This window comes from Haloarcula sp. S1AR25-4 (assembly GCF_031624555.1).
Lineage (GTDB): Archaea > Halobacteriota > Halobacteria > Halobacteriales > Haloarculaceae > Haloarcula > Haloarcula pellucida.
The window spans coordinates 400,742-413,929 of record NZ_JAMQOR010000001.1 but is presented as its reverse complement, the minus strand read 5'-3'; the positions used below and the strand labels follow the sequence as shown (position 1 = coordinate 413,929).

At 64.1% G+C, this 13,188-nt stretch carries 12 protein-coding genes and 3 tRNA genes; 5 read left to right on the top strand and 10 right to left on the bottom strand.

Going from position 1 to position 13,188, the window contains the following annotated elements:
* Positions 1–45: 45 nt before the first annotated feature.
* Positions 46–552, bottom strand: a complete 507-nt coding sequence (locus NDI85_RS02255; RefSeq protein WP_310914784.1) for a multiprotein-bridging factor 1 family protein — start codon at positions 550–552, stop codon at positions 46–48.
* A 132-nt stretch (positions 553–684) separates the two neighbouring features.
* On the opposite strand from NDI85_RS02255, the gene NDI85_RS02250 reads away from it, so the two are divergent.
* Positions 685–769 (top strand) — tRNA-Leu (locus NDI85_RS02250).
* 717 nt (positions 770–1,486) lie between these two features.
* Here the strand turns inward: NDI85_RS02250 and NDI85_RS02245 are convergent.
* Positions 1,487–1,589 (bottom strand) — tRNA-OTHER (locus NDI85_RS02245).
* Positions 1,590–1,786: 197 nt separating this feature from the next.
* Between NDI85_RS02245 and NDI85_RS02240 the strand changes: the two genes are divergently transcribed.
* Entirely contained in the window at positions 1,787–2,107 is a 321-nt protein-coding gene (locus NDI85_RS02240) for a cupin domain-containing protein (RefSeq protein WP_188995042.1), read from the top strand.
* Here the strand turns inward: NDI85_RS02240 and NDI85_RS02235 are convergent.
* The 5 genes from NDI85_RS02235 to NDI85_RS02215 form a co-directional block, all read right to left on the bottom strand.
* Complete coding sequence (locus NDI85_RS02235) at positions 2,104–3,930, bottom strand: FAD-binding protein (RefSeq protein WP_310914783.1); 1,827 nt, start codon at positions 3,928–3,930, stop codon at positions 2,104–2,106. The genes NDI85_RS02240 and NDI85_RS02235 overlap by 4 nt on opposite strands.
* A 38-nt stretch (positions 3,931–3,968) precedes the next feature.
* On the bottom strand, positions 3,969–4,859 hold the full coding sequence (locus tag NDI85_RS02230; protein WP_188995047.1) for a succinate dehydrogenase/fumarate reductase iron-sulfur subunit: 891 nt from the start codon (positions 4,857–4,859) through the stop codon (positions 3,969–3,971).
* Positions 4,860–4,861: 2 nt separating this feature from the next.
* Positions 4,862–5,227, bottom strand: a complete 366-nt coding sequence (locus NDI85_RS02225; RefSeq protein ID WP_188995050.1) for a succinate dehydrogenase hydrophobic membrane anchor subunit — start codon at positions 5,225–5,227, stop codon at positions 4,862–4,864.
* Positions 5,227–5,622, bottom strand: a complete 396-nt coding sequence (gene sdhC / locus NDI85_RS02220) for a succinate dehydrogenase, cytochrome b556 subunit (RefSeq protein WP_188995052.1) — start codon at positions 5,620–5,622, stop codon at positions 5,227–5,229. The genes NDI85_RS02225 and sdhC overlap by 1 nt, the downstream gene beginning before the upstream one ends.
* 184 nt (positions 5,623–5,806) lie before the next feature.
* Positions 5,807–6,829: a succinylglutamate desuccinylase/aspartoacylase family protein gene (locus NDI85_RS02215; RefSeq protein WP_188995054.1), complete on the bottom strand. Its 1,023-nt coding sequence runs from the start codon at positions 6,827–6,829 to the stop codon at positions 5,807–5,809.
* A 128-nt stretch (positions 6,830–6,957) separates the two neighbouring features.
* On the opposite strand from NDI85_RS02215, the gene NDI85_RS02210 reads away from it, so the two are divergent.
* Positions 6,958–8,310, top strand: a complete 1,353-nt coding sequence (locus NDI85_RS02210) for a RimK family alpha-L-glutamate ligase (protein WP_188995056.1) — start codon at positions 6,958–6,960, stop codon at positions 8,308–8,310.
* A gap of 16 nt (positions 8,311–8,326) precedes the next feature.
* Here the strand turns inward: NDI85_RS02210 and NDI85_RS02205 are convergent, their stop codons facing one another.
* The 3 genes from NDI85_RS02205 to NDI85_RS02195 form a co-directional block, all read right to left on the bottom strand.
* Positions 8,327–8,938, bottom strand: a complete 612-nt coding sequence (locus NDI85_RS02205; protein WP_310914782.1) for a DNA-3-methyladenine glycosylase 2 family protein — start codon at positions 8,936–8,938, stop codon at positions 8,327–8,329.
* A 74-nt stretch (positions 8,939–9,012) separates the two neighbouring features.
* Positions 9,013–9,453 carry an Hsp20/alpha crystallin family protein gene (locus NDI85_RS02200; protein ID WP_310914781.1) on the bottom strand — a complete coding sequence of 147 codons (441 nt, stop codon included), beginning with the start codon at positions 9,451–9,453 and terminating at the stop codon, positions 9,013–9,015.
* Between the two features lie 117 nt (positions 9,454–9,570).
* Positions 9,571–10,728, bottom strand: coding sequence for an acyl-CoA dehydrogenase family protein (locus NDI85_RS02195; protein ID WP_310914780.1), 1,158 nt, complete (start codon positions 10,726–10,728; stop codon positions 9,571–9,573).
* Between the two features lie 114 nt (positions 10,729–10,842).
* Between NDI85_RS02195 and NDI85_RS02190 the strand changes: the two genes are divergently transcribed.
* Complete coding sequence (locus NDI85_RS02190) at positions 10,843–12,795, top strand: 3-hydroxyacyl-CoA dehydrogenase/enoyl-CoA hydratase family protein (protein ID WP_188995064.1); 1,953 nt, start codon at positions 10,843–10,845, stop codon at positions 12,793–12,795.
* A 150-nt stretch (positions 12,796–12,945) separates the two neighbouring features.
* A tRNA-Glu gene (locus NDI85_RS02185) sits at positions 12,946–13,020 on the top strand.
* Positions 13,021–13,188 lie beyond the last annotated feature (168 nt).

Below are 13,188 nucleotides of genomic sequence, written 5' to 3'. Positions count from 1 at the left end.
ATGGCACTACCAAAGGCCTGCTGACGGCAACAGCGGGCGACGATATCAGCGTTCGTCGACCAGGTCGACGTCGAGGAACTCTTCGAGGACAGCGATAGTGGACCCGCCGACGCCCGCCTGCGTCGCACGGCCCTGTTCGACGGCCAGCACGTCGCTCTCGTCGAGGTCGAGTTCGTCGGCGAGTTCGCTCGTTTGGAGTCCCTTCTCCTGTCGGGCTTCCGTCACGGTGCTCCCGTAGTCGCTGATGAGGTAGGGCAGTTGGTCGGTGTCGTAGTCGGCTCCCCCCTCCCAGTGGGAGGCGTCGGACGTCTGTGAGTCCTGTAGCCTCGCCGTGTTCTGTGCGGCCCGACGGCGTCTGTCCGTCTCGTCGCGCGAGCCGTCGTTCGACGACGTCGTCCGGTCGTTCTCGCCGTGGTTCTTCGCGCAGTCAGAACAGACCTGAAGGGTCGCGCCCGCGACGTCGGCGGTCTGCAAGTCGCCACCGTCGGCACCGCAGAGTTCGCAGCTCCCGCCGGCGCTGGCGCCCCCGCCGCCGGTCGAGTATTTGGCCATGCCCCCGGTAGCGGTTTCGTCGTATTTCAAACGTCCGGTTCGCTCGAATGGCACACTGTCCCGCGGGCCATCGCAAACGAAAGCCCTTTTATTGGACCGCGGGATACGATTGATTGCAGTAAGACAGCGCGAGCGTGGGTAGCCAAGCCAGGCCAACGGCGCAGCGTTGAGGGCGCTGTCCCGTAGGGGTCCGCCGGTTCAAATCCGGTCCCACGCATCGCACTGGTGGACGATGTCCACCGATACCGAGGCGGCGATGCCGCCGAAGACGATGCAGGTGCACTCCCTTGGGACTGCACCCACGCACATTCTTTCGACGCAATCTTCACGAGCCACTGCTTCGTCGTCGAGCGATATATCACGAGCCGTATTCGTTCGTCGTCGAGCGATATATCACGGGCCGTATTCGCACAATCCATAACGTCGAACCCTGACACCGGGTGCTGTCTCGGCCGCCAAGTATCACTACTGATAACTCGGGCACAAGAATTTATGTGTGTTCGAACTAGAGTGCGAGTAGGCACCACTCCGGTGCCATCCACACCCCCACCCCCCACTCTCCTACCGTTTTCGACGCCTCGTTCGCGCCACACTAGTCATCCAGAGTTCGAGTCGCGGTCAGACGCACGTCCGTCGTATGCGCCTGCCGCGTTCGAATTCCCGCTTTCGCCACGCGTCACTCACGTCCGTTCGTGGCAGAGTGGAAGGGGCGGGATTCGAACCGAGGCAAGACAGTCGACCTCGCGTCGCTCGGTCACTGCGTCTTGCGTGCTCGAATCCCTAGTCGGCCATCTGCTCGTCGTGTCCACTCCTCGCAAGATGGAAGGGGCGGGATTCGAACACAGAGAGACGGTCACTCACTTCATTCGCGCTGCGTCTCTCAAGCACGAATCCCGCAGACGCCACTTGTCACTCACGTCCGTTCGTGACAGAGTGGAAGGGGCGGGATTCGAACCACGCGGAGCCCTGCATGGGAAACTGCCAGGCCGAGTTCTGGCACGTTGGCTGGCAGCGCTCTACCACTGAGCCACCCTTCCAGACGGATTTTGGTAGGGCCTCACTCCCCAAATATGTGACGACAGTGGCACTGACTCGGCGAAAATCGCCTCGCGAGGTCGACTGTATCGGCCCAGAGCCCACCGCCGCCGACTGACCCACCGAACGCGTGTCGTCCCGACGCCGCTCCGGTCGTACCGGCCGTACTTACTCAAGCGAGCAGCGCGAATGTGACGCCGTGAGCTACACCAAAGTCGACTACACCGACACCGAACCGGTCGCCGACGCGATGCACTTCCTGCGAGACCCGCTGGAGTGTGAGCAACTGGGCGTCACCGTCGTCGACTGTGGTCCGGGCTGGACGGGCAAACCCCACAACCACGCCGACCGGGACCACGAAGAAGTGTACGTGTTGGTCGAGGGCGAGGCCACTGTGACCGTCGACGGTGAAGACGTGTCGATGACGGCCGGCGACGCACTCAGAATCGACCCCGAATCGGAACGGCAGATACAGAACGGAGACGGAGAGAGTCAGTTCGTCCTCGTCGGAGCGCCCTAGTAGCTGCGCTCTTTCGGTTCGTAGGTCTCTTCGTCGCCCTCGAGGATGACCGGCTTGTAGTACAGTTCCGGCGTGCCGTCGTTCCACGCGAGCATGGTGTGTTTGATCCACTCGTCGTCTTTCCGCTCTTGATGCTCCGCACGCCAGTGAGCGCCGCGGAACTCCTCGCGGGCCAGCGCACCGAGCGTGATGGCTTCGGCCACGTCGAGGATGTTGCGCGTCTCGATGGTGTGGATGAGGTCCGTGTTGTACGTGCGAGAGGGGTCCGAGACGGCGACGTCCTCGTAGGCCTCGCGTGCCTCCCGGAGGTCTCGGAGTGCCGTTTTCAGGCCCTCCTCCTTGCGGAAGACGTTGACGTTCTCGGTCATCGTCTCCTGTACGTCGGCGCGGACCTCGGCGTGGTTGATGCCATCTTCCTCGAGCAGCGTCTCGACGCGTTCGCGCTCTCGTTCGACGGCGTTCTCGATGACGCCGGTCGGTTCGACGGCGGCGCCGTCGGCGGCGACGTCTTCGCTACCGCTGTCGATTGCCCCGGGAGTGACGGGCGGTTCGACGTCCCCGGCTTCGCTCTTCGCGGAGAGGCCGGTCTGAATCTCCGCGGTCTTCATGTCCCTGCCTGCGGCGTGGTAGCCGGCGCGGGCACCGAAGACGAGCAGTTCGGGCAGGGCGTTCCCGCCGAGGCGGTTGGCGCCGTGCAGCGAGACACAGGCCGTCTCGCCGGCGGCGTACAGCCCATCGATACACGTCTCGCCGTTCTCGTCGCACTCGACGCCGCCCATCGCGTAGTGTTGGCCGGGCTTGACGGGCATCGGTTCGTCGAGGCCGTCGACGCCCTCGAAGTCCTCCGCGAGGTGGAGGATGTTCTCCAGTCGGTCGAGGATGCGCTCCTCGCCGAGGTGGCGCATGTCGAGGTCGACGTACTCGTCCTCGATGCCGCGGCCCTCGTTGACCTCCGTGAGTTCGGCCCGGGAGACGACGTCACGCGAGGCGAGTTCGCCGTCGTTGTTCGCGTAGCCGTACTCGAACATGAACCGCTCCTCCTCGTCGTTGTAGAGGATGCCGCCCTCGCCGCGGACACCTTCGGAGATGAGCACGCCCGTCGACGGGAGCGTCGTCGGGTGGAACTGGATCATCTCCATGTCCTCCATCGGGACGCCGGCCCGGTAGGCCATCGCACAGCCGTCGCCGGTGTTGGCGACGGCGTTGGTGGTGTGGTCGAACGCCTGCCCCAGACCGCCGGTCGCGAGGACGACGCCGCCCGTGGCGCGGAACCCCTCTATCTTCCCGGACTTGATGTCGTAGGCGACACAGCCGTGACACTCCCGGTCCTCGGGGTCGTCGTGATCGGTCACCGCGAGGTTGGTGACGTACCACTCGTCGTACACCTCGATGCCGCGCTTGACCGCCTGCTCGTACATCGTGTGCAGGAGGTGGTGACCCGTCTCGGCGCCGGCGTAGGTGGTCCGGGGGAACGACATCCCGCCGAACGGTCGCTGGGAGACGCGGCCGTCGTCCTCGCGGGAGAACGGCATCCCCCAGTGTTCCAGTTGGATGACCTCTTCGGGCGCCGTCTTGGCGAACGTGTCGATAGCCGGCGCGTCTCCGAGGTAGTCGGAGCCTTTCATCGTATCGTAGGCGTGCAGGTCCCAGGAGTCGCCGTCCCGGAGCGAGGCGTTGATGCCCCCTTCTGCCGCGCCCGTGTGACTGCGGACAGGATGGAGTTTCGTGACGAGGGCGACGTCTGCACCCTCTTCGTCCGCTGCGATAGCCGCTCGGAGGCCGGCGCCACCCGCGCCGACCACGATAACGTCGTGTTCGTACATAGTGGGAAGTAGTAACGTCTGTCTGGCTTCGCTTAGGACTACCAGAACTTGAGGTTGTTCTTCACTGCTTCGCGCTTGAGTTCCTGGATGTGCTCGGTCAGGGGGATGTCCTTCGGGCACACCTCGGTACAGGAGAACTGGGTCTGGCACCGCCAGACGCCGTGTTCCTGTTCGATGATGCGGAGGCGTTCCTGTTTGCGGTTCTCCCCCTCGCGTTCGTCCATCGCAAAGCGGTAGGCCTTGTTGATGGCCGCGGGACCGAGGTACTCGTTGTCCCCGGCGGCGATGTTACACGAGGACATGCAGGCGCCACACCAGATACACCGCGTCGACATCTTGACCTTCTCGCGGTTCTCTCGGCTCTGGCGCTGTTCTTCTAAGTCGTCTGCCGGTAGTTCGTCGGCGTCGAAGTACGGTTCGACGGCCTCCATCTGGTCGTAGAAGTGCTCCATGTCCACGACGAGGTCCTTGACGACCTCCTGGTGGGGGAGCGGTTCGATGCGAACCGGGTCGTCGAGTTCCGAGAGCTGGGTCTTACAGCCGAGTCGCTGCCGGCCGTTGACGAACAGCGCGTCCGAGCCACACACCGCCTGCCGACAGGAGTGCCGGAAGGTCAGCGAGGAGTCGTAGCGGTCCCGCGCGTAGATGAGCGCGTCGAGGACGGTCATCCCCTTGTGGTACGGCACGGTGAAGTCGTCGAAGCGGGGTTCCTGCTTGCCCTCGACTTCGGGGTCGTAGCGGAACACCTTCAGCGAGACCGTCTCCTCGTCGTCGAGGCTCGCTTCCTCTGTCTCCCGCTGGATGTCTCGCTCGGCCTGTCGCTGGCGTTTGGTCGCCCGACGCTGGTCGCCGGGCGATTCGACCGCCGGTTCGGTCTCTTCTTCCTCGCCCTCCGTCTCCGTCTCCTGTTGTTCGATCTGTGTACTCATGGTTAGATCAGCCCGTTCATCGCGAGTGCGACCCGCGTGCCCTGTGCGACGAGGAGGAGCCCCGCGACGACGAGGACGTACTTGACTGCGGTCTTCTGTGAGCCGCTGATACCCTGATTGATGAGGGCGTTGTAGACGCCGTTGACGCCGTGGAACGTCGCCGTGACGAGGAAGAGCCACATCGTGGCGAAGTAGCTCCACTGCCCCATACGGGCCTGCGTCCCGGCGAAGGTGATGTCGGCCGCGTGGTTGACGAAGTGCAACAGCATGAAGTGAAACGCCAGCACGCCGATGAGGAACACGGCCGTCAACCGCTGGAAGAGCCAGCGGCGGCCACCCCGCTCGAAGGAGGAGTAGTGTTCTGCCATTATGCGAGCGGCCCCCCGAGGAACGTCGGAATGCTTGCGACGACGATAGCGCCGGTCAGGACGAGCGACGCGTAGAAGCTCTTGTCCTGTGCTTCGAGGCCCACACCGAGGTCGACCATCAGCAGGCGGATGCCGTTGAGGATGTGGAACACGGCGACGGCGAGCAGGCCGACCTCGAGGAAGCGAACGACGAGCAGGGCTTCGAGCCCCTGCAGTGTGTTCGTATAGAGTTCGGCGCCACCGAGCGAGGTACTGAGGACGGCGATGTGGGTGAACAGATAGCCCACGAGCACCCAGCCGGTGAACTTGTGGAATATCCAGGCCCACATCCCGGCCGAGAACTCCCGCCACCGTCCGAAGTCCTCGACGGTGCCGCGATTGTAAGACTGACTCATACACTGGGGGGTTAGTCCGGGGACAAATAGTAGTTACTACCGCGTGCGTGTATCGCCGGAATCGCCGAATATCTTCGCTCGTTGACCGGTTTTCGCGGCCCGACTCGGGCGGCCTCGGCGTGGGCGGCCTCGGCGTGTACGCCGCTGGCTCGAACCGACGGGCCCGGTGTCGAGACGGGCGCCGTCACAGGCTCTCGTCCGGGAACTCCCGTGTCCGCTCCAGTGCCCGTCGCGTCCGCTCGTCGAGGTGGACGAGGTGACAGAGCGGGTTGCCGGGATAGACGAGCGGGTTCTCCAGAATACCGACGAGTAGTCCGGTAAACGGCGCCCGGACCGTCGTGTCTTCGGTCTTGAACGGATTCGCGATGGTGCAGATTATGTCGTCTTCGTACACGAGGTCGCCGCGCTGGTGGTGCATGTCGACCAGTCCGCCGGCGTCGGCGCGTATCCACGTCTTCTCGTCGCCGTTCTCGATGACGGTGCGCCACCCCGGCCACTGGACGACTTCCGAGGCGAGCATCCCGAACTCGGCCAGCACGGAGCGGACGCTCTCCAGCGCGGTGTCGATGAGCGGTCGCTGGAACCGGTGTGCTTCGCCCATCTCGATGGTGATTGCGGAGGCACCGACGGCGCTGGCTTCCCGACGGAGCGACCCCGACGGACCCTCCGAGGAGATGATGACGTTCGACGCGAAAGCCTTCGCCACCCGCGCTACCGCCGGGTCGTCCATGTCAGCCCGAACGTGGAGCATGTTGGTTCGGCCACGCGTCGACGTATGAAAGTCCAGTCCGAAGTCACAGGGTTCGAGGAAGTTCCGGAAGATGCGGTCGGCCATCCGCTTGGCGCTCGTCGAGTCGGGGTTCCCCGGGAACGAGCGGTTGAGGTCCCGGTCGTAGATGGGGAGGTACCGCTCCTGTGCGAGAAACGCCGGGACGTTGAGGACTGGCAGACAGACCAGCGTCCCCGCCAACTGCTCGTGGTTCCACTCGTGTGCGACTTCTCTGACGACTTCGATGCCGTTCAGTTCGTCGCCGTGGGCCGCCGCCGAGAGGAAGCCCGTCGGACCCGGGCGCTCGCCGTTCACGATGGTGACCGGAATCCGAACCGGGTCGCCCATGTACGTCTCGCTGACCGTGTACCGGACGTTCTGTGTCTCGCCGGGGTCTACCCGTCCACCGTCGTAGGTGAACGGTTCGGCCTCGTCCATGCCCGTACAAACACGACGGCCGGTAAAAGGGTGTCTGGCGAACGATTGTCACGCCGGCATCGGGAGAGACACACTCGCAGGCCAGCGACCCATCAGGGTTTTGCTGACGCCCTCAGAACTACCGCGGTATGCGTACCGAAGACATCACGGTCGGTGTTCTCAGTCTCCACTCGAGCAAGGAGACGAAGGCGATTCTGAACGCCGCCGAGGAGATGGGCTGTGACACGGAGTGGCTCCGAGAGGAGAACACCACGGTGACGACCGAAGACGGCGAACTGAATCTCTACCCCGACGTCGACGTCATCGCGAACCGACTCTTGCTCTCCAGTGACGAGCATCCGATGGAGGGTGCAGGGCTCGCGCTAACGCTCAACAAGGCGGCGCCGATGTTGAACGAACCGACGCCGGCGATGACTGCACTCCACAAGTTCGCCACCGCTGCGGCCCTCGCGGACGCCGGAATCAGCATCCCCGACGCCGTCCTCGCACTGTCGACCCAGCAACTCAACAAGGAACGCGGCCGGTTCGGCGACCGGGCCGTCTACAAGACGGCTATCGGGACCCACGGCGGCGGGACGTGGATGGTCGAGTTAGACGAACCAGTCAACGCACAGGTCGGCGAACGCCACGCGTTCTTACAGGAGTTCCTCGAACACGACGGCCAGCGCCACCACGACCTGCGGGTCTACGTCGTCGGCGACCAGATAGTCGGCGCGATGAACCGTTATGCGCCCGAAGGCGAGTGGCGCACGAACGTCGCCCTCGGCGGCGAAGTCGAAGACATGACCGGCGACCTCCCGCAGGAGGTCCGGCAGATGGCACTGGACTCCGTCGAGGCTATCGGCCTCGACTACGCGGGCGTCGACATCGTACAGGGCGAAGACGGCTACTACGTCCTCGAAGTGAACCCGACGGCAGGGTTCCGAGGGCTGTTCAAAGCCTGTGGCATCAGTCCCGCGCCGTACATCGCACAGCGTGCTATCGAGAAGGCCGGCGGCAGCGTCGACGACGCGGAAGTCGAGCGACTCTCCGACCGGCTGGACGACTCCCAACCAACCGCGATGCCGCGCAAACCGACCTCGACGATGCCCGAGAACGTCACCATCGGCTACATCGAAGAAGTCGTCGTCTCGGGAACCCGCGGCCACAAGACCGTCCTCGCGAAATCCGACACCGGCGCCACCCGAACGAGCATCGACGCCGAACTGGCCGCCGAAATCGGGACCGGCCCCATCCTCGACATCGTGAAGATCAAGTCCGGCAGCGTCAAATCCGGCCGTTCGCGACCCGTCGTCGACCTCGTCGTCGGTATCGGCGGCACCCAGCACACCGTCACGGCCAGCGTCGAGGACCGCTCGCACATGGACTACCCGCTGTTGCTCGGGCGGGACATCCTCAAGCACTATCAGGTGAACGTCAACCGTCGGGCGGACGACGAGTACGAATCCGACACCGAGGAAGAGGAGCAGACGCTGGAGTAAGTACACCGTCGGCCGACTACTCTTCTGTGACTTCGGCGACGCTCTCGGCGATGTCTTCCTGTGCCCGCCAGAGGTACAGCGTGGCGTAACTCCGGTACGGCGCCCATCGTTCCGCGTACTCGACCATCTCCGACCGGTCGTATCCCTCGTCGACGACGTTGCCAAACCCCTTCCGGACCCCGAGGTCACCGACCGGGAACACGTCCTCGCGGCCCAGCGAGAACAGCAGTTGCATATTCGCGGTCCAGTCGCCGACTCCGGTGATGGCCGTCAGTTCCTCGCGGACGGCGTCGTCGGTCAGCCCCTCGAAGTAGTCGATGCTGTACCCCTCCTCCTCGAACGCCGCCGCCACCTCGTTGACGTACCGCGTCTTCTGTCGGGAGAGACCGGCGTCGCGCAACACCTCGTCGTCGGCCGTGCGGATACCGGTGGGCGTCACTTCGACGGCGTCGAACAGGCGCTCTCGCGTCGCGGCCGCGGAGGCCATGGACACCTGTTGCCGGAGGATAGAGACGACCAAGCGTTCGAAGAGGTCGCCCGCAGGGTCCAGCGTGAGTTCGCCGTGTGCGTCGACCAACGGTCCGAGGTCTGGGTCCTCGCGGAGCGTCTCGTGTGGCGAGTCCGTCATCGGCCCACGGTAGTGACTGGCGGAGAAAGAACCTGTCTGTCGGCCCGCGGACGGGCAGTCCAGTACTGGGACTGCTACTCGATGTCGATCTGGTGGCCGCCACTGATGGCGTCGGCCTTCCCGATGCGGACCGTCAGGACGCCGTTGTCCATCGACGCCGAGACGTCGTCCTCGTCGACACTTCCCGGAAGCCGAATCCGACGTGATACCGACCGGTGTGACCGTTCACGACGGACGTAGTCGACGTCCGTCTCCTCGGCCTCGTGGCTGTGGTCGGCCTCGATGGCGAGCGTCTGATCGCTGATGTACACCTCGAGATCGTCCTTGTCGAACCCGGGGAGGTCGGCAGTCACCACGAACGCGTCGTCCTCGTCTACGACGTCGACGCGGGGGGACCCCATCTCCGGCGTCCACGGTTCGAACCCCGCCCCCCACCGCTCGGCGGCCTCCTCGAACTGCCGGCTCATCTGGTCGAACCACGATTCCATGTTGTCGAGTGGTAGCTTCCGCGCCATACGTAGGGGCCTCTCGTGACCGCCGCTTAGTTAGCCAGCCAGTACGGCGAGAAGGGGCGCTGTGTCGGCGGTTCGGGTCGGCGTTCCGGTCGGTAAGCCGGGCTTTGTCCGGCGCGCTCAGACCATCCCCTTACCGAGCAGTTCGCGTGCGATGATGTTCTTCTGAATCTCGGTAGTCCCCTCGTAGATCTGGGTAATCTTCGCGTCGCGGTAGAACCGCTCGACGTCGAAGTCGTCGACGTAGCCCGCGCCGCCGTGAATCTGGACCGCCTCGTCGGCCGTCTCGACGGCGACGCGGGAGGCTTTCTCCTTGGCCATCGACGCCAGTTGGGTGAGTTGGTCGTCGGCGTTGTCGACGCTCCACGCCGATTTGTAGGTCAACTGCCGGGCGGCCTCGATTTCGGTGAACATCTCCGCGAGTTTGTGCTGGATGGCCTGAAACTCGGAGATGGACTGGCCGAACTGCTCGCGCTCCTGTGCGTACTCGAGCGCTCGCTCGGCCGCGCCGCGGGCGATGCCGACCCCCTGTGCGGCGACGCCGGTCCGCGTCTCGTCGAAGAACTGCATTATCTGGAGGAACCCCGCGCCCCGCGTCCCGACGAGGTTCTCCTCGGGCACGCGCACGTCGTGCAAGACGAGTTCGGCCGTGTCCGAGGCACGGATACCCAGTTTGCCAGTTATTTTTTCCGCTTCGAAGCCGTCCCGGTCGGCCTCGACGAGAATCTGTGAGAACCCGTTGTATCGCCCCTCAGCGTCGGGGTCGGTCTGACAGAGGACGACGAAGTAATCACCGACGGTCCCGTTGGTGATCCACATCTTGTTGCCGTCGATGACCCACTCGTCGCCGTCCTTGCGGGCCCGTGTGGATACGGAGGAGACGTCCGAGCCGGTGTCCGGTTCGGAGATGGCCGTCCCCATGATGGCGTCGCCCGCCGCCACCGGCTCAAGATACTCCGCTTTCTGTTCCGCCGTCCCAAAGCCGACGATGGCGTCGGCACCGAAGGCCGCCGACTGGATAGAGAGGCCGATGCCGGGGTCGGCCGCGAACAGTTCCTCCGCGATGATGGCGTTGGTCAGCGTGTCGTAGCCGACGCCGCCGTACTCCAGCGGGATGTTCGCCCCCGTCAGCCCCATCTCGGCGGCGTTTTCGACCACCTCGTGTGGGAACTTCTCCTCGCGGTCGTACTCCGATGCAACCGGTCTGATCTCGTTCTCGGCGAAGCGCTGGACCTCGTCTCGGATCTGGCGTTGCTCGTCGGACAGTTCGAAGTCCATGTGCGATGTGTTGACGTGACCACGCATTAATGGTTCGTAATCCGAGATAAACTGTAGAGATGTTGTTCACCGAGAGAAACGTTGAAACGTGGGCCGACAGTGGGGATACATGTCATGGATTTCGAGGACATCGAGACGGTGGCAGTGCTCGGCGCGGGCAACATGGGTCACGGTATCGCGGAGGTGGCCGCTCTCGCGGGCTACGAGGTTCGGATGCGCGACATCAAAGAGGAGTTCGTCCAGAACGGCTACGACAACATCGAGTGGTCGCTGAACAAACTCGCCGAGAAAGACCACCTCTCCGATGAGGCGGCCGAGGAAGCGCTCGAACGCGTCACTGCACTGGTCGACGTCGACGCGGCCGTCGGCGACGCCGACGTGGTCATCGAGGCCGTCCCCGAGAAGATGGAGATAAAGAAAGACGTCTACACCGACGTCGAGAAGTACGCCCCAGAAGACGCCATCTTCGCGACGAACACCTCCAGCCTCTCGATTACGGAACTCTCCGAAGTCACCGAGCGTCCCGAGCAGTTCTGCGGGATGCACTTTTTCAACCCGCCGGTGCGGATGCAACTCGTGGAGGTCATCTCCGGGGAACACACGAGCGAAGCGACCCTCGAAACGATCGAGCAACTCGCCGAGGACTTCGATAAGACCCCGGTCCGCGTCCGCAAGGACTCTCCCGGGTTCATCGTCAACCGCATCCTCGTCCCCCTGATGAACGAGGCCTGTTGGCTGGTCCACGACGACGTCGCCACTATCGCCGAAGTCGACTCGACGACGAAGTTCGACATGGGCCTCCCGATGGGGTCGTTCGAACTCTCCGATCAGGTTGGCAACGACGTCGGCCTGCACGTCCTCGAATACATGCACGAGGTGCTGGGCGAACCGTACGCCCCGTGTCCACTCTTAGAAGAGAAAGTCGAGAACGAACAGTTGGGCAAGAAGACCGGCGAGGGCTTCTACGACTACGAGGACGGCGGCGTCGACATCCCGACCGACGCCGGCCGCGAAGACGTCGAGCGCCGTCTGCTGGCCGTGATGGCCAACGAGGTCGGCAAACTCGTCGAGAACGACGTCGCGCCCGTCGCCGACGTCGACGAGGCCGTGATGCTCGGCGGTGGCTTCCCCGAAGGCCCGGCGAAACTGGCCGACAAAGCCGGTCTCGACACGCTCGTCGAGACGCTGGAGGAGGTCCACGAGGCCCGCTACGCCGTCTCTGACGGCCTGCGTGAGGCCGCCGAGTCCGGTGGGTTCTACGGGAGCGACGACGAGACGGCCGCCGAGTTCGAGAACATCGCTCTCGAGTATCCGGGCGAGATGGTCGGGCACATCGTACTGGACCGTCCACACCGGATGAACACGGTCAGCCCCGACCTGATGGACGAACTGAGCGAGGCCATCGACCTGCTGGAGGACGACGACGAGGTGCGGTCCATTCTCGTCACGGGGGCTGGCGAGAAGGCGTTCTCCGCCGGGGCCGACGTCCAGTCGATGGCTTCGAACGCGACGCCGCTGGAAGCCGTCGAACTCTCGAAGCAGGGCCAAGAGACGTTCGGCAAACTGGAGCAGTGCTCGATGCCCGTCGTCGCCGGCATCGACGGCTACGCGCTCGGCGGCGGGATGGAACTGGCGACGTGTGCCGACCTCCGGGTCGCCTCTGAACGCTCGGAACTCGGCCAACCAGAACACAACCTCGGTCTGCTGCCCGGATGGGGCGGTACCGTCCGCCTCGCCAACATCGTCGGCGAGGGGCGTGCCAAGGAGATTATCTTCACCGCAGAACGCTACGACGCCGCGGAGATGGCCGACTACGGCTTCGTCAACGAAGTCGTCGAGAACGACGAACTGGACGACCGGGCGTTCGAACTGGCCCGGGACCTCGCGGCCGGGCCGCCGGTCGCCCAGAAGTTCACGAAACGTGCGATGCACGCCGGGCGCGACGACAAAGACGCCGGCCTCGAAGTCGAGTCACAGGCCTTCGGCCACCTCATCGGCACCGAGGACGTAATGGAGGGTATCACGGCGTTCATGGGTGACGGCGACCCCGAGTTCGAAGGGAAGTAAGCCCAGACCACCGCGCTGATCGTTCTGCTTCCGATTCAGGGCTGGGTTCCTGCCCGACCAGCGATGCGGTCCGGACGTACCGTGTGACCGCGCCACAGATAGCCCGTATTTCGATGGGGTTAAATTGGAGCACCCGAAACGCAGGAATGCGCTCGGTTGGTGTAGTCCGGCCAATCATCTTGGCCTTTCGAGCCGAGGACATGGGTTCAAATCCCATACCGAGCATCCCAATTCTACCGCCGTCTTGCGTTTTTTTGAGTCGTGAATAGAGCAATGATAGCCAATGTTTCAGGCCAAGTCAGAAATCAGGATTCACTTACCCCGGCGCCGTCTTGCGATTAGCCCGTTTGTCCCACCTATTCGATTCAAAGGACTAGCCAAATACGCACGAAT